Source organism: Methylorubrum sp. Q1, from assembly GCF_004683995.1.
Taxonomy (GTDB): Bacteria; Pseudomonadota; Alphaproteobacteria; order Rhizobiales; family Beijerinckiaceae; genus Methylobacterium.
Genome location: NZ_SRHQ01000043.1, coordinates 1 through 19,135, shown reverse-complemented (window position 1 = coordinate 19,135; position 19,135 = coordinate 1). Strand labels below are relative to the sequence as shown.

Annotated in this window: 16 protein-coding genes; 9 read left to right on the top strand and 7 right to left on the bottom strand. The window is 63.4% G+C overall.

All coding sequences use genetic code 11. The annotated features are described in order from the left end of the window. Positions 1-281: 281 nt before the first annotated feature. Entirely contained in the window at positions 282-995 is a 714-nt protein-coding gene (locus tag E4V01_RS24325) for a GntR family transcriptional regulator (RefSeq protein WP_245517690.1), read from the top strand. A gap of 87 nt (positions 996-1,082) precedes the next feature. On the opposite strand, the gene E4V01_RS24320 is transcribed toward E4V01_RS24325, so the two are convergent. Beyond that, positions 1,083-1,820, bottom strand: coding sequence for a metallophosphoesterase (locus E4V01_RS24320; RefSeq protein WP_135300148.1), 738 nt, complete (start codon positions 1,818-1,820; stop codon positions 1,083-1,085). Positions 1,821-2,365: 545 nt separating this feature from the next. On the opposite strand from E4V01_RS24320, the gene E4V01_RS24315 reads away from it, so the two are divergent. Continuing rightward, positions 2,366-2,623, top strand: a complete 258-nt coding sequence (locus E4V01_RS24315; RefSeq protein ID WP_135300147.1) for a hypothetical protein — start codon at positions 2,366-2,368, stop codon at positions 2,621-2,623. A 132-nt stretch (positions 2,624-2,755) separates the two neighbouring features. Here E4V01_RS24315 and E4V01_RS24310 read toward each other — a convergent pair whose 3' ends face one another. Further along, positions 2,756-3,874, bottom strand: coding sequence for a TIR domain-containing protein (locus E4V01_RS24310; protein WP_135300146.1), 1,119 nt, complete (start codon positions 3,872-3,874; stop codon positions 2,756-2,758). Between the two features lie 156 nt (positions 3,875-4,030). On the opposite strand from E4V01_RS24310, the gene E4V01_RS25890 reads away from it, so the two are divergent. Next, on the top strand, positions 4,031-4,390 hold the full coding sequence (locus E4V01_RS25890) for a hypothetical protein (RefSeq protein ID WP_210234772.1): 360 nt from the start codon (positions 4,031-4,033) through the stop codon (positions 4,388-4,390). Positions 4,391-4,544: 154 nt separating this feature from the next. Continuing rightward, positions 4,545-7,571: a Ti-type conjugative transfer relaxase TraA gene (gene traA / locus E4V01_RS24300; RefSeq protein ID WP_193763297.1), complete on the top strand. Its 3,027-nt coding sequence runs from the start codon at positions 4,545-4,547 to the stop codon at positions 7,569-7,571. A 171-nt stretch (positions 7,572-7,742) separates the two neighbouring features. Here traA and E4V01_RS24295 read toward each other — a convergent pair whose 3' ends face one another. Next, entirely contained in the window at positions 7,743-10,679 is a 2,937-nt protein-coding gene (locus E4V01_RS24295; RefSeq protein WP_135300143.1) for a DEAD/DEAH box helicase family protein, read from the bottom strand. Next, positions 10,679-12,850: a site-specific DNA-methyltransferase gene (locus tag E4V01_RS24290; protein ID WP_245517689.1), complete on the bottom strand. Its 2,172-nt coding sequence runs from the start codon at positions 12,848-12,850 to the stop codon at positions 10,679-10,681. The genes E4V01_RS24295 and E4V01_RS24290 overlap by 1 nt, the downstream gene beginning before the upstream one ends. A gap of 186 nt (positions 12,851-13,036) precedes the next feature. On the opposite strand from E4V01_RS24290, the gene E4V01_RS24285 reads away from it, so the two are divergent. From E4V01_RS24285 to E4V01_RS24270, 4 genes are all read left to right on the top strand, one after another. Continuing rightward, entirely contained in the window at positions 13,037-13,699 is a 663-nt protein-coding gene (locus E4V01_RS24285) for a recombinase family protein (RefSeq protein ID WP_135300142.1), read from the top strand. Next, entirely contained in the window at positions 13,696-14,022 is a 327-nt protein-coding gene (locus E4V01_RS24280; protein WP_135300141.1) for a hypothetical protein, read from the top strand. Before E4V01_RS24285 ends, E4V01_RS24280 begins: the two co-directional genes overlap by 4 nt. Positions 14,023-14,180: 158 nt before the next feature. Then, on the top strand, positions 14,181-14,444 hold the full coding sequence (locus E4V01_RS24275; RefSeq protein WP_193763296.1) for a UPF0175 family protein: 264 nt from the start codon (positions 14,181-14,183) through the stop codon (positions 14,442-14,444). Further along, the gene (locus E4V01_RS24270; protein WP_245517688.1) at positions 14,404-14,946 is read left to right on the top strand and encodes a DUF3368 domain-containing protein; all 543 of its coding nucleotides are present in this window, start codon (positions 14,404-14,406) and stop codon (positions 14,944-14,946) included. Before E4V01_RS24275 ends, E4V01_RS24270 begins: the two co-directional genes overlap by 41 nt. A 42-nt stretch (positions 14,947-14,988) precedes the next feature. Here E4V01_RS24270 and E4V01_RS24265 read toward each other — a convergent pair whose 3' ends face one another. After that, complete coding sequence (locus E4V01_RS24265; RefSeq protein WP_135300139.1) at positions 14,989-15,219, bottom strand: hypothetical protein; 231 nt, start codon at positions 15,217-15,219, stop codon at positions 14,989-14,991. A 55-nt stretch (positions 15,220-15,274) separates the two neighbouring features. Beyond that, positions 15,275-15,601, bottom strand: a complete 327-nt coding sequence (locus E4V01_RS24260) for a hypothetical protein (protein WP_135300138.1) — start codon at positions 15,599-15,601, stop codon at positions 15,275-15,277. A 139-nt stretch (positions 15,602-15,740) separates the two neighbouring features. Here E4V01_RS24260 and E4V01_RS24255 point away from each other — a divergent pair, with 139 nt between their 5' ends. Next, on the top strand, positions 15,741-16,391 hold the full coding sequence (locus tag E4V01_RS24255; RefSeq protein ID WP_135300137.1) for a ParA family protein: 651 nt from the start codon (positions 15,741-15,743) through the stop codon (positions 16,389-16,391). Between the two features lie 883 nt (positions 16,392-17,274). Here the strand turns inward: E4V01_RS24255 and E4V01_RS24240 are convergent. Then, positions 17,275-18,561 carry a hypothetical protein gene (locus E4V01_RS24240; protein WP_135300136.1) on the bottom strand — a complete coding sequence of 429 codons (1,287 nt, stop codon included), beginning with the start codon at positions 18,559-18,561 and terminating at the stop codon, positions 17,275-17,277. Between the last annotated feature and the right edge of the window lie 574 nt (positions 18,562-19,135).

Genomic DNA, 19,135 nt, shown 5'->3' with positions numbered 1-19,135 from the left:
CGCCGTCAGGAGCGAAACCGACGCGGTAGAAGCCTGAAAAAGCAACGGCCCCGAAGGCGCCAACCTTCGAGGCCGTGGACCGATCACATAGGGACCGGCGGGGTCAAGTTTCAATCCCGACAGTCTCATGAGCGCCCCAGGGCGTCAAGCGAAAGCGCCAACTTTCGCGAGCGGTCTCGCTTTGCCTGGATGCCCACACGCCCGCCAAGGCGCGTGAGCCCTGCCGCGCGCCTTGCAGAGGTGCGGGACCGATGTTTGCCGAGGAGATCCGCCGTCAGGCGATGAGCGCGCCGCGCGTCGCGTTGCCGGACGTGACGGCCGCCCTGTGGAAGGCCTTTGCCGCGGGCGCGGTGAGCGAGGCGGCCGCGGAGGAGCTGTCCGGCCTGATCGAGGCCAGGATGGCGCTGCCTGTCACGCGCGCGGCTGTCGAGGGAGCGAAGCCGCTCGAGGCGGCACCACCCCGCCATGGCGGTTCCCGGCCGCGCACGGATGCCAGCCTCGAGCGCCGCCGCCGCTGGGCGGCCTCGGGGCGGCTGCCGCCGGCGCTGGCGGCGCGCTTCAGTCTGGCCGAGCAGGCGGTGCTGGCGCTGGTGGCGGCCGAGAGCGTGCGGCGCAAGGATTGCCGGCTGGCGGTGGGCAACCTCGCGGCCCTCGCCGGCGTGTCCGAGACCACGGTGCGCAACGCGATCCGCGAGGCGGTGCGGCTCGGGCTCCTCACGGTGGAGGAGCGGCGCATCACCGGCTGGCGCAACGACACCAACGTGGTGCGGATCGTCTCGGCCGAGTGGACGGCCTGGCTCCGGCTCACCCGCAAGCGGAAGGAAGAGGCGCCGGCCCCGGTGTCCGAGGGGGGAGGGTGCAAATCCGCGAAGGGCACGCCTACTGAGGTTCTCTCCCTGTGGATTCCGAGACCAAAGGAACCGTCGCAAGGGCTGCCGACGGGCAGCGGGCGACCTTCGACACAGAGGGCGATCCGGAATCGGCGTGGTCGGTAGAGCCGTCGCGGCCATGCGTGAGCGACATGCGCGCGAGCGCGGGCGTCCGCTTTGCCGAACGGCCGGCCTCGTGCGGAGTGGCCGGTTTCAGGCCAGCGCGATCACCCGGTTCTCGTCGAAGGCGGGGTTGGCGAACCCGCTTCCGGCCGGGTTGCAGAGGAGGCGCGTGCCGCCGGGCCGGGTCAGGTCGAGGCTGTGATGAACGTGCCCGTGCACCCACAGGGCGGCGCGGCCGGAATCGGTCAGTGCCGACAGGTCGGAAGCCGAGTTGCCGGCGTTCCAGGTGCCGCGCTGTGCAGGCGCGATGCAGTCCGGATGCGGGGCGTGGTGGGTGACCGCGACCAGGGGCTGAGTGCCGTCATGCGCGTCCATTGCCGCGCTCAGCGCGGCCCGGGCCCGGCGGTGCAGGGCGGCGGCGTCACCGATGGTGATGAGGTGGCTGCCGCCGTGCGCGTCGTGGGCGATGTCGATCGGCTCGCCGGTCGGCGTGGCGGGATCGAGCTGTCCGGCAAGCCGGTAGTCGCTCCACAGGGTGGTGCCGATGAAGCGGCATCCGGCGAGTGTTGCCGTGCCGCCGTCGAGCACGGGCGCCAGGGCGAGATTCTCGTCGACGATGCCGTTCCAGTGCTCGTGGTTGCCCATCACGAACACCACCGGCTTGTCGCCGGCGAGCCGGCGCAGCACCGCGAAGCCGCGGCCGGGATCGCCCTCCCAGATGTCGCCGGCCGCCACCAGGACGTCGAAGCCTGGCGGGTCGGGGCGGAAGTTGTCCGGATAGGGCAGGGTCTCGAGGTGGAGGTCGGACAGGATCCAGAGCTTGGCCAAGGGGCCTCCCAGGCGATGCGCTGCGGCTCGGGTCGCTATGAGGCGTCCCTACCCTTAGGAGGCCGAATCCACTTGGGCCGAGCGGGACGATCGCCGGCCTCGGGCGGCCGGCATTTTCATCGAGTGTGTGTGATCCGGGCGAAGCTTGACCGTTCGTGGTCCTGCTCCAGATGCCAGCGTGGCCTCGGTGTTCGCGCCGGGGAGTACCGGCGAGGCGAAGGGTTCTTGAGCCCTCACTCCCTTCGTCTCGTCGGACCAAAGGCTCCGAAGTCCCAGCGCTCTCGGGCGGCCGGCGTTTCCGCTGATAGGAAGCGGTCCAGGGCAAGCGTGACCGTTGATGGCCCTACTCCGATGCACTCGGGCCCATACGCTCCATGACGACCAGAGCAGCCGCGACCACGGTGGTTCACGCTCTTCCTCCTGTAGGTGAGGGGTGACCTGTTTCGCGAACCTTGAGATGGGTATGATCGTGTTTGACCACACCTCGCGTGTGTAAGTTAGAGAATTATCGGGATGCTGATAGGATGTTTGATCGTTAAACCAATATGACCGTCAGACCGACCATCCGCGATCTGCTCGCGTTTGGCGACATTACATCCATCGAATTAGATGATGCCGTCAAAGCCTATTTGCGTGATCCAACCATTGGCCAATTTCTTTTGGGCGATGGGCTGAGAATCAATTTGAAAGCGGCAGTGCATGGTAATGCACATGCTATGGCGATTTTGCGAGATCGGACATCGAGGACGGGTGCAAGACGCTACGTCGTTCGTAGAGCCCTGCTCGACGCTCGACCGGAATGAGCGTTTCGCTCCAGTTCGGCCCTGACCCGGACGATAGGTCAGGGCCCGGCCGGCTTGGGCAAGCCATGCAGGTCGGCCACGACTGGATCTCGAAGGACGGCACCACTCGGCTTCTAGCGCGTGCGATGGAGTTCAGCTCTTCAGCAGTCCCTCGCGTTCGAGCACGAGGCGGATCTCCTCGAACGCCGCAGCGATGTTGCCCCGGGGAAACCGGATCTGGCCCAGGCCCTGGATGTTGGAGAATTCCTCGCAGCCCTCCTCCAGCACCACGATCGCCTTGGTGAAGCCGAGCCGACCCTGAAACAGGCCAACCTCATGAATGACGTTCATGCGAGCCTGCAGTTTGCCATCGGCCTGCTCGTCCTCGGCGGTCAGGATGATCAGCGCGACGGCTGCCGCCTCCAGCATCTCGGAGAGCCGGGCGATGTTGGTGATGCCGGCGACCGGTACGCGATTGAACTCGTCGTAAGGCAGGCCGAGGCGATCCTTCACGAAGTCCTTGAGCACGCGCCAAGCCGGTGCGCGGCCATGGCCGATGAAGACGTTCGTTCCCACGAGCTGATCCTTGCGGCTGCGCCGCGCCGCGCGCGTCAGATGTGAGCCGGCCTGGCGCGCGAGGCCGGCCACTACCTTGGCGGTCGTTGCCGGTGCATCGAGCCCGCTTACCTCTGCCAGGACGGCTTGATGAGGCGCAACGCGGATGCCCTGCGACAGCGCTCGCGTATCGGCCGTCATGAACTGCCCGGAGGGCAACTGCGCACGGGCGAATTCGTCGGTTTGATGAATGCGGGCCTTCTCGACGCGCTCCAAGAGATTGATCAAGTAGGCATCTTTCGGAGCGGATTGGGTAGCGAGTGTGAGGCCCGACAGAAGATCGGATCGTGTGCTCTCGACCATGCTCCGAAGGGCGGCCGCGCTCGCACGCGTGGCTGCCAGATCCGGATCGCCGGCATGGCGGTAAATGGCGTGAACGACATCCTCGTGCCGGTACTCCCGCCATACCCCGCGGGTTTCTCCGGCATATGTCTGCTCGAACCCCCATTGCTGACTGAAATGGGCGCCTGCCGGCGGGCGCGCGAAATCTTCGTAATAGATGCTGGCATGGTAGCCGATGTTGGATCCGCTCCAGGCCCGTGCGAACGGTGCGGCGGCTTGGCCGATCCCCTTCAACAACGGCTCATGCTCGCTTGTGAAAGCCGCGCGCGCACGGTCGAGCCGATCGGCAATTTCGATGAACTCGGCCCCGTCCATTACAAAGCACCCCATTCGTGTCGAACGACCTGCAGTTAGCTTACTGACGTAAGACGGACCATCAGGTGCCAGCGAGCCAGATCGCGAAGCCGGCACGGGCGTGTAGCCAGCGCTCGGCCTCAAAGCGGGGATCGGGCTCGAACAGCCGCGACCAGGATGGCCTTCATGGTGGTCCGGAAGGCTGCCGATTCATGCCCGTTCGGCGATCCGATCGGCTGCTTGAGCAACTCCACCATGGAGGCTCCAGTCGTCGAAGGCGGTTCGGTCCTGCGGGCGCTGGATGCGGCCGACGAGCTCGTCGAGCAGACCGGCAAAGCGCGGCTCCTTTCCGGCGGCATCGAGCAGCAATCCGCCGAGGATGATCTTGCGGCGAGTGTCGCGCTTCCTCTCCTCCTGAGAAGCGCGGGCCTCGAGCTGCCTGAGCCGGTTCTTCGCCTGTTCGAGCCGGAGGCGTGCGGCCTCGATGCGCTCGGTACGTGTCGCCGACATGCGGATCGGTCTCTTTGCGTGTGGTGATTCCCCTTGTGGTGGTATCAGTCGCCGGATACCCTGGAAAGGAGTGGAAGGGCGCACTTTAGCATTGCTGCGCAATGCAGGTGCTTTCTCCTGGCTCTGCCGCCTCACTCAGCGGCAGGAGTCCTGTCCGGGTGGTGGAGGCGGCTGGTGCGGCGTGGCGATCTACCACCTCAGCGTGAAGGCGGTGTCGCGGGCGGGCGGGCGCAGCGCCACGGCCGCTGCGGCGTACCGCTCAGCCAGCCTGATCGCCGACACCCGCACCGGCGAGATCCACGACTACCAGCGCCGCGGAGGAGTCGCGGCGAGCTTCATCGTGGCACCGGCCGGGGCGGTGTGGGCGCAGGACCGCTCGGCCCTTTGGAACGCGGCGGAAGCAGCTGAGAAACGCAAGGACGCCAAGGTGGCGCGTGAGTACCAGCTCGCCCTGCCGCACGAGCTGACACCGGAGGAGCGCCGGGCGCTCGCGCGCGAGTTCGCCGAGGCGTTGTGTGAGCGCTACGGCGTGGCAGCGGATGTCGCGATCCACGCACCGAGCCGGGAGGGGGACGAGCGCAACTGGCACGCCCATATCCTGACCACGACGCGCGCGGTGACCCCGGATGGGCTCGGGGCGAAGACGCGGGCGCTCGACGTTTCCACGACGGCCCGGGTCGAAGTCGAAGTGCTGCGGGCGCTGTGGGAGGAGCGGGCGAACGAGCACCTCGCCCGGGCCGGTCATGGGGTGGAAATCGACCGGCGCTCGCACGTCGATCGCGACCTGTCGATCGCCCCGAGCGAGCATGTCGGGGTACACGCCACGCAGATGCAGCGGCGCAGCAAGGCCGGGGTGGACCGGGTGGCGATCGACCCGGAGACCGCGGCCCGGAATGCCGCGGAGATCGCGCGCCGGCCGTGGCAGGTGCTGAACCTGATCACCGCCGAGAAGGCGGTGTTCACGCGCCAGGATGTCGCCCGAGCCCTGCACCGGGCCGGGATCGACGAGCCGGCGGCGTTCCAGGCGGCGCTGGCGCAGGTGATGGGTTCGGACGCCGTGGTGAGCCTTCCGGCGAGGGGCCGGAAGGAAGGGGAGATCTTCACGACGCGGGCGCTGCTGGCGGTGGAGACCGAGATGGCGCGCAGCGCCGATTACCTCGCTGCCGGCCGGGAGGATCGGTTCGAACCGGCGCGGATCGAGGCGGCGTTATCGCGCCGTCCGGAGCTGGCCGAGGAGCAGCGGGCGGCGGTGCGGCACGTGTGCGGTCCGGAGCAGATCGCCAGCGTGGTCGGGCTGGCGGGCGCGGGTAAATCGACGATGCTCGGTGCGGCGCGGGAGGCGTGGGCGGCGGCCGGCTACCGGGTGCGCGGGGCGGCGCTGGCCGGCAAAGCGGCGGAGGGTTTGGAGGCGTCCTCGGGCATCTCGAGCCGGACGCTGGCGTCGTGGCAACTGGCGTGGGCGAACGGGCGGGACAAGCTCGGTCGGCGCGACGTTCTGGTGATCGACGAGGCCGGGATGGTGTCCTCGCGCCAGCTCGCGCGGTTCGTCGAGGCGGCGCGGTTGGCGGGGGCGAAGCTGGTGCTGGTCGGCGATCCCGAGCAGTTACAGCCGATCGGCCCGGGAGCGGGGTTCCGGGCGCTCTCGGAGCGCACCGGGTTCCTCGAACTCCAGATGATCCGGCGCCAGCGCGAGGCCTGGCAGCGGGAGGCGAGCGTGGCCTTCGGCACGCGGAATACGCGGGTCGGGCTGGAGGCGTATCGTGCGAATGGGGCAATCCACTTCACGGCGGATGGAGCCGCGGCGCAGGCGCGTCTGGTGGCGGATTACCTCGCTGACCGCATCGCCCATCCGGCCGATACGCGGGTGGCGCTGGCGTACACCCGGGCGGAGGTGCGGGCGCTCAACGACGCGGTGCGGGACCACCTGCGCGCTGCCGGCGAACTCACGGACGAGGCGGGGTTCACGAGCGCGAGCGCCGGGCGGCTCACCTTCGCGGCCGGCGACCGGATCGTGTTCCTGCGCAACGACCGCGAACTCAAGGTGAAGAACGGCACGCTCGGCACGGTGCACGCGGCGGCCGAGGGGCGGTTGGCGGTGACGCTCGACGACGGGCGGGACGTGACGATCGACGAGGACCGCTACGCGATGGTGGATCACGGCTACGCCACCACGATCCACAAGAGCCAGGGGGCGACGGTGGATCGGTCCTTCGTGCTGGCCTCGTCGGGCCTGGACCGGCACCTGACCTACGTGGCGATGACGCGCCACCGCGAGGCGGTCGGGCTGTATGCCGGCGCGGACGTGTTCCGGGACTTCGAGGCGCTGGCGGCACGGCTGGAGCGGGGCCGGGTGAAGGCGTCGGTGCTGGATTACCTCGGCGAGGCGCCGGAGCGGGCGGGACTCCAGCCCGGCGACCGGCCGGTGCCGCTGCTGGAGCCGCAGCGGGTGTTCGCGCAGACGCTGGGGGAGATCGGCCGGGAGGCGGCGGAGGACCGGCTCACGAAGCGCCTCGCCAAGCAGGGTTACGGGCTGGAGGCGGTGTTTGCTGATCCGGAGGCGGTGGCGGTCCGGCTGCGGGCGATGTTCAACCGGCCGGACGGCCGATCGGGCGAGATCGCGCATCGTCTGGCGACGCAGCCCGAGATGTTCGGAGAGCTGCGAGGGCGGCGACGGCGGCTTCTGGGGGACGACCGCGAGCGGCGTGAGGCGCGGGCGGCGCTGCCCGCCGTGGCGTCGCGGGTGCGGACGCTGCTGGGGGAGTGGGAGGAGACCTACTCTCACGCGGTGTCGCGGGAGGAGAGGCGGCGGACGTTGGCGAAGGTGGAGATCCCGGGTCTGTCTGAGGCGGCTCAGGACTTCCTGCGAGAGTACCGGGCGGTGTCGCGGGAGGCGGGCGAGGCTCTGATCGCGGGGACGCTTCGGACGGAGGAGGGCCGGGGCGTGATGGAGGAGTTCCGGGCGGTGAGCGCGGCGGCGCAGGAGCGCGGGGGAGCGTCTCCGGGGGGCATCGGGGCTTACGCCTTCCTGGAGCTTCCCGGGATGGACCGGAAGTGTGCCGTGGCGCTGGGGGAGACGGTGATGGCGATCCGGGGGCTCGACCGGGATCAGGGCCGGATCGCCCACGAGCAGGAGCGGGCGCAGGTGCGTGAGCTGGACCGGACCCGGCGGCGCGGGCTGGAGCGCGACGGGCCGAGCCTGGAACTGTAGCCGGGCCGATGTTGGCCCGGCCGCGCGCTTCGGTCAGATCATGGCGATGCCCGTGCTCGGCGACCGCCAGCGCCTCGAACTCGCGCCGCCGGTCTGCTTATTGTTCGCACCAGGCGCTTTCGATGAAGCGACATCGCAACTGAATTTAATACTTTGACCGAAAGACCCAGATCAAAATACAAATTTGGTCTGAGCGCGTTCCTCGACTGGTTGTAGCTTTGCGTAAGCTAATAGATCGGCAATCGAGCCACCCTTGTCACGCCAGCTGTAGAACGTCTGTTCTCCGAGTAGAACGTAGTACCAGTCAACCTCGCTCCGCTGCTCGGGCGCGAGCGCGTTGATGCGGTCACACCAGGCAACGGCCGCCTTGCGCTTTCTGACCACGTTGGGGCTGGTGAGCTGGCCCTGGGCCTTGGTTTCAACTAGATAGACGGCATCGCCCGCTCGAACGAGAAAATCCGGGGAGTAGAAAGCTGGTAGACCATCCTCCTTGATGTAGCGGAGGCGGACGAAAGTGTGCTTCTGCTCGTTGATTTTGCAGAAGGCATCAACGCTGCCATCGCGGCTGCAGCTTTCGATGAAGGCCTGTTCCAGCCCGCCACTGCGTGAAGGATAGGGGAGGCGCAGATAGATTGCCTTGTCGACGGCGACCGAAGAACCCTGCCGCATGGCAAGCTTGGGCACCTCCGATAGACGGCGATGCGTCACCTCGGCATCAGCGACGATCACGCTATCCTCGGCTTCCAGGATCGCGCGCGCCCAGACCTTGATGACATGTTCGGTCACGGGATCGATCAGTAGGACGCGCCAGTTCTCGTCGGCAAGTGGATCAAAGGTCCCGGCGAAAAGATGAGAGCGAATATAGCCGTCAATACCTTCCGCCATCTCGGCTCGGTTGATCTGCAGGTACGGGAAGCGATTGGCGTTGGCGAACTTGGTCGAGCTGCCCGTCGTATCGGTGAGGGTAATGGCTTCCGTGATGCGGCGTGTGACGCGAGCCAGGTAGTCGTTGTAGCCGGTGGCGGTCATCACGCCACCATGCACCCGGTAGTCGCCGAAGCGGGTCCGGGCCTGCACGTCCTCGGAATGGAATTTCTCGCCCGTGCCGATCTGCGCTTTGAGCTGGTCGAGCGAGAAGCCGCCGAACGCTTCGAGTTTCGAGGGCTCGATGCGCGTGTCTTCCAACGCCTCGACCTGCTCACGCAGTATGAACGGCAAGGCGAAATCGAAGGCCTGGAAACCCGGCCGTAAGCCCACGGAAATCAGGTCACCGGTCGAGCTGCCCTCGCTGTCGTCGTCATCGTCGTCAGCCTCGGCTGCGAGACCTTCCTTGATGAGGTCATCGTAGAAGCTCTGAAACGCGGGGTGTTCCACGATCGAGAGGATATCGATCATGTTGGTCGGGGTCTGACCAGCCTTGATGCGCTGCCGGTTCTCCCGCTTGATGTCGTCGTATTCGTTACCGCGCCACATGAGGCGAAGGCCACGCCCGATGGTCTGTTCCAGAAGGATGCCGGCGCCTGACGCGCGCAGGGGGACGATCACGCAGATGTTGCTGACGTCGAACCCCTCGCGCAGCATCAGCACGCTGACGATCACGCGAGGAGCTGGATGGCGGTCCACATCGAACAGGCGTTCGCGCAGCCGCTTCCATTCGTCGGGCTTCAGGTCGCCCTTGCGGCCGGAGTCGACCCGTAGCACCTCGTCATCTGTCAGGCCTTCGTGGCGCATGAATTCTACGACCAGGGGCGTGACGGTCGTGTCCTCGCACATGACGAGCATCTTGGGATGCTTATCTGGATCGAGTCCTGCAAAATCCATCTCAAGCCGACGCAGCTTGGTCAGCCCCGCCCGCAACATGATGCGCTGTCCCTCGGACAGCATGGGGTTGCCGTTCTCGTCGCGATCGGCCTTGTAATCCAGCTCCTCGTCCGACAGCGCGCCGATCTCGGAGCGCTTGTCGAGGACGAGGGACTTGACCAATCCCGCCTTCATCGCGGTCTTGAGGTCGAAATCGACCACGATGTGCGGGAAGAAGGTACGGCGGGCGTTCCTGCCCGTCCCGACCTCGTTGTAGGGCGTCGCGGAAAAATCGACCTGGACGAAGCGGCTGCCTTTCGGAGCGGCGATCAGGTTGAGGCTCTTCTGCCATTCAACCTCCGTGACCTCGCCTTCTCGCTTGAAGTCGTGGATGTGGTGTGCCTCGTCGTTGAACACCATCAAGGCCGACAGGTCGCGGAGATAGGCGAGGATGCCGCCGCGCTCGAAGCGGCGGTTCAGCACATTGAGGTCGTTGCCCTGGTTGGTGCCGGGCGTGAGCGGCAGGATGCTCTGTACGACAGCCTTGGGGTCGGCTGCTTGGCCGGGAGCCTCGATGCTGTCCTCCTCCGGATCCTCACTCTCCTCGGACAGGACGTGCCAGTTGGAGATGGCGATCAGGCCCCCGGCCGTGACCTTGCGGCCGATCTCTTCCTTGGGGCACACAGCGCCCTGGACGAAGCGGAACACCTCGTCGCGGTAGGCATCTGGGATGAACAGTTCCTGGAAGGTGGCGAGGTCGGAGTTCAGGAAATCGCGCTTGCCCTCGCGCTCCTTGCCCATGAAAGCATCGAGCAGCCGATCGTAGACGATGAGACCGGGCGCCACGACGAGAAAGTTCTTCGTGAAGCGGCCGCCCTCAGGGGCGCGGTTGGCATTCAGGACCTGCCATATCATGAGCGCTTGCAGCACCCAGGTCTTACCGGTGCCGGTCGCCATCTTGAGACAGTATTTCGGATAGGCGTTCTTTGCCGCCCGGATCGTCTCGGAGTCCCGCGTGCTGGCGAGCATCACGTCGGGGGCTGCGGCCTGGTAGAGATCCTGCAGCGTCGTGATCCCCAGCACCTCGTGGGCGTAGATGACGTTGAGCAGGGCTTGGCGCTGCCCGGGATGGAAATTGAAGGCTCGGGCGTCCTGGAACTCTGCCTGGAACCACCATTTCAGCAACTCGGCAGTCGTCTCCGTAACATGGTCGAGGATGGGGGCCTCGCCGGTTTCGAGGCCGGCGCATACTGTCTCGACGGCCGCGGTGAGGCCTCTAGCGAGGGACAGATCGTTGATGCTCGCCATTACGCCGCCTCAACCGTAGCTTCGGCCTCGAACCCAAACACATCCACGACACGGACACATACGTGGCGTGGCCCGTCCTTCTTCGGCAACCCAGCAAGCCGGGCAGTCGTCACGACACGATAGGCGTCACTGTCGTTTTCAGTATTGCCACGATAATCCTGCCAGACAGATCGGAATACCTCGCCATCGTAATCCGGATCAACGCTCCAATATTCAATCAATGCCATGGGATCGGCGTTAACGACCTTCTGCAGCTTGTCTCGATTGGCCTCATCAAGGTTCAGCGCCTCGGGGGATAGCAGGACATAGTTTGCGATCGATACGGACAGGGTTTCACCGCCACCCTGGCGACCGCGCTCGACCTTGCCCAGCTTGAGGTACTGCAGCGAGGAGAACCGCACTTCGTCGGCTTTGAGCTTGTGGCCCTTCTTCTTCAGCCGGTCGAGCAGGTCGGGCGGGATCACCAGGACTTCAAGCCGGTCACCCTGGCCCAGCGCTTCGATGTCGTGGCCAATCGTCGGCGAGAAGTTCCAGCCCAGCACGACGACCTTATCCCAACCACCCATGAGGTTGTCGCGGATCTCGATGGCACGCCGCAGGGTCGCGAGTCCGGTCATCTTGTTCGGGCTGTCAGCCAGCACGAGCGTCTTGCTGCCCTGGACTCGGCCCATGTTTTTGTTAGGGTTCTCCTCGGCTGGCAGCGGCAGGGCGCCATACAGGCCCAGCACGATCTCAGCCAAGTCGCCGATACGGAACCGACTACCCATGGTAGAGCGCATTTGCTCTACTTGGTAATCGCCAATATGCTGATACAGGAATGGCTTGGCGTCCTGATCTATCAAGCGCTTTCGAGTTATCATGCAAGCTGGTTTACCTAGATCGGCAGCGATCCATTGGCGTCCGAGTTTTTCGGCTACCGATGCTGTAGTCCCAGAACCAACAAAAAAGTCGGCCACTATAGAATTTTTATTAGAAGATGCATTGATGATTCGTTCGATTAAACGCTCAGGCTTGCGGGTGTCATAATCTGGTCCACCTTCCAGGCCTATATCAGTCCAAATAGACTGAAGCTCCACTCCGGGAAGATCGTCAGAGTATTGTTTTACATTTGGATTTCCGTCACCTCCACGCGCCCAGATAATACGACCTATCCGATCCAGTTCATCCAGAGATTTAGGAACGCTGCATTGCACTTCTGTTGGGATGAGATGGCGTAAAAACCCAGGTACAGCCCAGTGCCGCCCCTTGCCCATCTTATTCGGGTCAATTCCCTTCCAGACCGCACCAGACTCGCCATTGCGCCGCCCCGGCGCGGTAAGGGGGCTTTCCCTGTATCGCCGACCGTCAGCATCAACCTTTCGAAACATCGTATTCAGATAGTTTTCGGAATAAGGTGTGTACTGCTGATTCCAAATGCCGCATCCGTTTTTCGTGTACATTAGAATGTTATCGTGGACATGATTAAAATATTCACTGCCGCCTCTCGAAGTTGTTCTTTTCCAAATGATCTCGTTCTCAAAGTTATATCGTCCGAAAATGTCATCTAATATGATTTTTACATAAGGACCAACACTTCGATCGATGTGTAAATAAAAACTCCCCTGATCAGATAAAAGTTCTTTTATTAGTATCGCTCTTGGAACAAGCATTTTTAGATAAGAATATGTTCCATCAATCCATGTATCTGAGTAAGCGAACTGCTCAATCACAGCCGGACCCTGCTGGATTTCGATTGATGGAAGCCTTATATTTGCTCTATAGTCAGCCTTGCTGTCAAAAGGCGGATCAATATATACAAGATCAACCTTGCTTCTAAGTGTATTATTATAATTGTCCCCATTGATAAGAGCAGACATGGCCAAAAGATTGTCGCCGTAGATTAGTCTATTTGCCGCTTCTGACGATCCTAAAGGTGCGTGAGTCAGATCCGCCAAAAGATCCTGCCAATTGCTATCTTTTGAGGGAACGACCAATTCGCGTGTCTGCAAGCCCAGTCGATAATTGCTTTCGGCGCGATCCATTGCCTTTTCAGCTTCTCGCTTACCGTCGGCGACGATTTGCGGCAGAAGCTCTAGTAGACTTTTTGACATTGACCCTATGCCTACTCTGTCGGTGTCGTGTCCTGCCGGGCTTGCGCCGACACCCCTCCCCCGGGTGATCTCAGGTACCATGGTACGGCAGGCTTGACGTTAGCAACATAGCTAACTGCTCTGCTGTGATCTGGTAAGACATGCGCTTTGGTTCGATTTGAGCATACCCCTACTGCACCGGTCCCGGGACAGCTCCCGAACATCAACTTGACCATTCAAAACGAACCGCTCATCATCAGACCATCCTAAGCGAACTGAAGGGATGGGATGCACGTCCGGGCCTACATGCGCGCATCGACCGAGGACCAAGACGCCGAGCGCGCTCGCGGGGCACTGGCTGCCTTCGTCCACGAACGCGGCCTCACGATCGCCGCTTGGTACGTCGAGAATGCGAGCGGCTCGCAGCTCGCCCGGCCCGAGCTGTTTCGCCTTCTGCGCGACGCCCATCCCGGAGACGTACTGCTGATCGAGCAGGTCGATCGGCTCTCGCGCCTCACTGCGGACGATTGGGAGCGGCTGAAGGCCGAGATCGCCACCCGGCAGGTGCGGGTCGTCGCTCTCGACCTGCCGACCTCCTGGAGCATGGCCACGGGTGAGGCGAACGCGTTCACCGCTCGGATGTTCGAGGCTGTCAATGCGATGCTGCTCGACATGCTCGCGGCGGTGGCGCGCAAGGATTACGACGACCGCCGCCGCCGACAGGCCGAGGGCCAAGCCCGGGCGAAGGCCGAGGGGCGCTACAAGGGCCGGATCGAGGACGTGGCGCGCAACGACGGGATCGCGCGCATGCTGGGGGCGGGGATGTCCTGGTCCGCAATCGGCGCCACCACCGGGGCGAGCCGGTCCACGATCGCCAAGGTTGCCAAGAGGGGGCGCTTGGCTGAACAGGTTGCCGTAGGAGTGGAGATCGGATCGATTCCATTCGCATGATCTCGAACGAACCGCAAAGCATCGTAGCAGCGATCATGGCGAAGCATCGCGCTTTAGTCGTTTTGCGCCTCCTGAATGACGAGGAGGCGAATGGGTCTATCAACGAAGCAGTCTTGTCCGATTTGCTCGATACCCAAGCACTTGGATGCTCACGCGCTCGCCTACATGCTTGTCTTCGTTTTCTGGAGCAATCTGCCCTGATCACAACAACTCTTGTCGGCGAGCTCGTTGTCGCCCATGTCACCCGTGAAGGCAATGAAGTGGCGTGTGGTAGAGTAGGAGCTCCTGGCGTGCAGCCATTCACGCCGAGCTGCTTATATTGATTGAAAACTCCGCAATCAACTATCTGCCGCATTATAGATTTTTGTCGGAGCAGATGGATTGAAATATAAAAATATTACAGATCCATGGATATGATAATGTCCTTTATCGGATATAGTGACGTTGCGCCAATCGTGGGATGCGCGCTAGAGTGCCGGCCATGAACATCACCGTGCCCATCCCCGACGGGTTGGCCGTCCGCCTGAGCGCCGCGGGCGAGGATCTCGCGCGCCGGGCCCTCGAAGCCTTCGCTCTCGAAGAGTACCGCGCCGACCGGTTGACCGAGGCGGAGATGGCCCAGCTTCTCGGGTTTGATGGTCGCCTCGCCCTCGATGCCTTCCTCAAGGCTCGCGGCCTTTTCTTGGACTACGATGCCGACGCTCTTGACCAAGACCGGCGCACTCTGGACCGCCTCGGGATCTGAACCGGCTTTGCATGTCGTCGTCGCCGACACCGGCCCACTCAATTACCTGATCCTCATCGAGCAGGCCGCCATTCTCCCCGCGTTGTTCGGGACGGTCCTCATCCCCGAGGCGGTTCGACACGAACTGACCCAGCCTGGTGCGCCCGCACCCGTGCGAGCCTGGATGGCGACGCCACCCGCATGGCTCACGGTTCATCCCGACATGGGCAGTCACACCATCGACTTGCAGCGGTTCGGTGCCGGTGAGCGGGAAGCCATCCTGGTCGCCCTCGACCTGCATGCCGATCTGGTCCTGATGGACGATCGTGCGGGTGTCGCGGCGGCCCGCGCCAAAGGGCTCACGGTGGTCGGCACGCTGGGTTTGATCGACCGTGCGGCCCAGCGGGGCCTACTCAACGTGATGGCAGCCGTAGCCAGGTTGCGTTCGACGAATTTTCGCTGCCGACCGGAGATGCTGGACGATCTCCTCGCCCTACATCAAAGGGACGCGTACCCTGTATGATGCCTCTTCGTAAGCGTGACCTTGCCGGTATTGTCCCACCATTCAGGTGTGATCAATCTGAGACAGGCAGTCGGCGAAAATCCGACGACCGAGTTCAGGGTCGTTGTTGAGATAGGCCGCGATGGCCTCGGCCTCGCGTCGGTCCGGGCAGACAGAGACGACGCGGGGGAGTTTGGTTACGGCGGAGATGAAGCCAGCATCGCGGATGGCCCACCCGCCTTCCGCGTGCGTCTGGACGCCGAACCGCCAACCGCTGAATGTCGCCTTCGGCATGCTCTTTTCCCGTTGTCGTACCAGCACCTTCCGCTGCGCTGACAGTTCCGCGCTCCTAGAGGTCCGCGAACGTCAGGGCGCGCACAGCGCGCTCCCGCAGGTACTTGGTGCACAGCCGGACGAATGTATCCCGGTGGGTGGGGTCGGTGAAGTGGAACACCATGCCTGGGTTCCGGAACTCGGCATCCTTCGTCGCACGGACGGCGCAGTAGCCATCCACGTGGGTCGCGAGCACCCGCAGAAGGCCAGCGATGATCTCGGGTGTTCCGACCCCGATGGTGTCCGGGGCGAAGGTCACCCGAAGCGCGACCGTATGTGCAGCGCAGTCCCGTTCCTCGTTCAGCGTCGCTACGCGCGCGAAGAACAGTTCCTCCAGATCCATGACCCGCTCCTTCTTGTGACGGCGCCGGCAGATATGGGATCGAGCCGCATCGTAGCCTAGCCCCCAAAATCTCTTTGCGTTAACTATTCAATCGCGGTTTTGTCACACTAATATCCCGTGACAGCCACGGGGAGCTGGCATGACCACGATCATCGGACTGGCCCAGACTAAGGGCGGGGTTGGCAAAACGACCACGGCGCTCAACCTCGCGGCCGAGTTGGGCCGCCGCGGGCACGCGGTCGCCGTCCTGGATGCGGATCCGGCTGCACATGCCGTTTCCATCGCCGAGGATGGGCGCTTGTCCTTCCCTGTGGCCGCCCACCTTCTAGAAGGTGCCGACGACGCGGAGGTGTCTGTCTGGGTCAAGGCAGTCCGTGCTCGGCCTGAGGCCTATGTGCTGATCGACGCGCCGGGCGCGATGGGCGCGGCGTTCGGAGCCACCATCGCGGTCGCCCACATCGTCCTCGTACCCTCCGGCGCCACAGTACTTGACGTGAGGGGCGCGGCCGAGACGGTCGCCGCCATCCGCCGGAACCGGAGGACGGCCAGGCGTGAGCGGCCGGACATCCTCGTCGTGCCGAGCCGGATCGACCGTCGCACTGGAGCCGGACGCGAAGTGGTGGCGACGCTGGCGGCCCTAACCGAGCCAGTGGCGCCCGCCATCTCGTACCGGGCAGTCGTCGCTGACAGCCTCGCCGAGGGCGTGACGGTAACAACTGATAGCCCCTCGGCCCTTGAATTTGCCGCGTTGGCCGACGCGGTGCTGCGACGTTTGGGAGACTTAGAATGACCCGTCCCACCGCTGCACGAAGGCTCGCCGACCGGGCCGCCGCTGCCGCTTCCCGGTTCAGCGACGAGGAACCTGAGGCCGTCCCTGAACCTCAGGTGGAGGGGATCGAGACTGATTTGGCGAAGGCCTCGCGCGGCGGGCGGCCTCGGGGGCGCCGCTCCGTCGCCGCCCGGCAGACAGTCTACCTAGACGAGGCGCGCCACGCCGCGCTTGTGCGAATTGCTGAGGATAGGGGGCGCTCGGTGCATTCCCTGATCCTCGAAGGTATCGACGCGGTAATCGGGAAGCCAGCGCGACCAGGTTGGGAGCAGTAATATAATTCTATTTTAGCGCTAATATCACGGTTTTGTGGTGTGATTATGGAGTTATAAACATGGTGATTGCCTCTTATGGTCTGTCCGTAGCGGAATCCGCCCGGTTAGATAAGTCAGACGCTGATCGCTTCCAAAAGAATATCCCCGCCCAAAGAGATCGTAAGAGCCTGGTACAATTGCTGAATTTTTGAAGCAGGCAGGGTCCCGATCGGTGTCGATTGGGACCCACTTTACATGAAATTCTATCGATTTTTGAATAGCTTAAGCTCGGCTTTGAGTGGAGGTCACGCTTCAAGACCAATCCATAGCCTGAGGCGCATACGGCATCCGGATGTCTGCCTGATTGGGGTCCGGTGAGGGAAAGCCCGCAAACGTACGCTAGGGACCTCGGCGTGTTCGACCGAGCAGCTTCTCTCCATCGGGCCACAGGTCACCGTTCGGCGTGACGTGCCGGCAGAGCGTCTGGCGGGTGACGCCGAGTTCGGCGCACAGGCTCTACCGCCGGAGTGCTGAGATGCGCGATCGAGTTGCCTTTGTCCGGGCATCCTCGATCGCGGTCACGATGGGTACTAGGCCATTCTGGCTGACGGCCCTCCGCCATTTGCCGCTTTGGGGGCCCAGACACCCTTGGACATCTTCCCAGCCATTTCCTGGATGTCGCTCAGCACCTTGGTCTCGGGTGCCAGCAAGGCGTTGTTCAGAGCAATGGTTGCATCGAGATCTGCCTGAGCCACCAGCTCGTAGGCGTCGGCTAGCATCTTCTCGAGGACAGGAGCCTTAGCCTCGGAATGCTTGACGAACTGATCGACCAAAGTCTGCCTTGCCTTCCCCGCTGTGAGCCAGCTCCAGCCAGTCCAAAAGATGCCTAAGCCGATAGCGGCGAAGCCGGCCAAGCCCGCCCAAGGCATGAGGCTGACGGGAACGACCAAAGTACCGATGCTGTGGCCAGCGAGCTGCGCGGCCGGCGCGGCACCGACGAGCGATAGCGTCGTCCCACCAATGGTACTGACGCTGGCCGAGCGCAGGAACATACCCGCGCGCTGCAGTTTGCCGAGAGACGGCTTGAGAGTGCCGTTCAACGAGCCAACGGAGACAGTACGCGGCTTGCCATCACGCCCTTCGCTCAAGAGGCGGGCGAGCTTGACGTACGTGCGGACCGCATTGTTCCAAAGAGCGTCGACCTTGGCGGCGAACTGATCGAAATCTGCTCGCGTTGGCGGCCGGCGCTTGTTGGTGATGAAGTGGGCCGTGGCCGCCTTCTTAAGCTTCTTCTGGAATCTGCGGACGACGATCTCAGCCAACTTGCGCGCACGAGCGACGGTGGACTGCGTTTCAGCGGTGGCTGCCGCATCGTGCTGGACGATCGAATCTCTGATGCGAGTAAGGGCTTCCGCCGCCTTGTCGTGTGCCCGTATCCCGGTGATGAACTCCGGATCACCACCGCGGACGGCTTGAAGCCGCGGCTTCATCATCTGCACGTTCGTATTGGTCGAGGCCAACTCCGCGAGAAATGCCACGATTTTGGAGACGTCTGCCGCAGAATAAGGCGCCATGGCGGACTTGTCTTGTTTGGCGAGGAACTCCGAAGCCGACTGGATGCTCAAATAAACCGCGGCCCTATCGGCTACGCTGTCGCCCTTGATCTTTAAGCCCCAGATAGCAGCTTCAAGCTCCTGGCGCTGCTCAGGATTTTCGACGAGATGAACGACGCCTTTGCCAATCTCGAGGGGCAGCACAGGCCTGCCCAGTGTCGATGGCCTCAAGGCTTCCACGGTGACTCGGATGGTTGACGCGGGGCTGAGCCCCATCGCCGCTATGAGCTCGCTATAAGGACTGATCTGGATCTCGGTTGCCATCTCGATCCACCCTCGAACCTTCGGAGTGGTCCCTGAACCACATGCGCCCCGAAGGTCTTATAATACTGCACAGTCCACAGCTTATCACAAGCCAATAAATCATTGCTTGGATGCCGCCATGGCTGCCTCTGAATTTATGGAACGATATCTAGATGACGGCGTTATTTGCGCGTTCTCTTGTAGGCCCGCCCCGAAGCTTCGTAGCGCGTCGGAGGCTTCTTAGAACTCATCTTTAAAGAGGCCGCCGTTATCGGTGTCGTTGGCGGCTATCCGGCCTCGACCAATCCACCATAACCGGCGCCATCGACCGACTTGGCTCGGGCACGTGGCTCGTTAATGAGCTTGCAGGGCCATGAGGTCGTCAGTCTGTACGCCGAACGGTGACCTGCGGCCCGATGGAGGGAAGCTGTTCGGTCGAACACGCCGAGGTCCTTAGCGTACGTTTGCGGGCCTTCTCTCACCCGCCCCCTGATTGGCCGGGATCGGCAATATCTCATTAACTGCCGGCGCGGGCAGGCTCGGCGGTTGACCGAATCTCCTCGAGCCGCCACGGTCGGCGTTTCGGCGCGATCAG

Coding starts and splice junctions, on each gene's coding strand:
- E4V01_RS24260 (WP_135300138.1), bottom strand. CDS start 15,601: ATGGATCTGGAGGAACTGTTCTTCGCGCGCGTAGCGACGCTGAACGAG.
- E4V01_RS24265 (WP_135300139.1), bottom strand. CDS start 15,219: ATGCCGAAGGCGACATTCAGCGGTTGGCGGTTCGGCGTCCAGACGCAC.
- E4V01_RS24240 (WP_135300136.1), bottom strand. CDS start 18,561: ATGGCAACCGAGATCCAGATCAGTCCTTATAGCGAGCTCATAGCGGCG.
- E4V01_RS24325 (WP_245517690.1), top strand. CDS start 282: ATGAGCGCGCCGCGCGTCGCGTTGCCGGACGTGACGGCCGCCCTGTGG.
- E4V01_RS24255 (WP_135300137.1), top strand. CDS start 15,741: ATGACCACGATCATCGGACTGGCCCAGACTAAGGGCGGGGTTGGCAAA.
- E4V01_RS24275 (WP_193763296.1), top strand. CDS start 14,181: ATGAACATCACCGTGCCCATCCCCGACGGGTTGGCCGTCCGCCTGAGC.
- E4V01_RS24310 (WP_135300146.1), bottom strand. CDS start 3,874: ATGGACGGGGCCGAGTTCATCGAAATTGCCGATCGGCTCGACCGTGCG.
- E4V01_RS24285 (WP_135300142.1), top strand. CDS start 13,037: ATGCACGTCCGGGCCTACATGCGCGCATCGACCGAGGACCAAGACGCC.
- E4V01_RS24295 (WP_135300143.1), bottom strand. CDS start 10,679: ATGGCGAGCATCAACGATCTGTCCCTCGCTAGAGGCCTCACCGCGGCC.
- E4V01_RS24315 (WP_135300147.1), top strand. CDS start 2,366: ATGACCGTCAGACCGACCATCCGCGATCTGCTCGCGTTTGGCGACATT.
- E4V01_RS24290 (WP_245517689.1), bottom strand. CDS start 12,850: ATGGTACCTGAGATCACCCGGGGGAGGGGTGTCGGCGCAAGCCCGGCA.
- E4V01_RS25890 (WP_210234772.1), top strand. CDS start 4,031: ATGGCCTTCATGGTGGTCCGGAAGGCTGCCGATTCATGCCCGTTCGGC.
- E4V01_RS24280 (WP_135300141.1), top strand. CDS start 13,696: ATGATCTCGAACGAACCGCAAAGCATCGTAGCAGCGATCATGGCGAAG.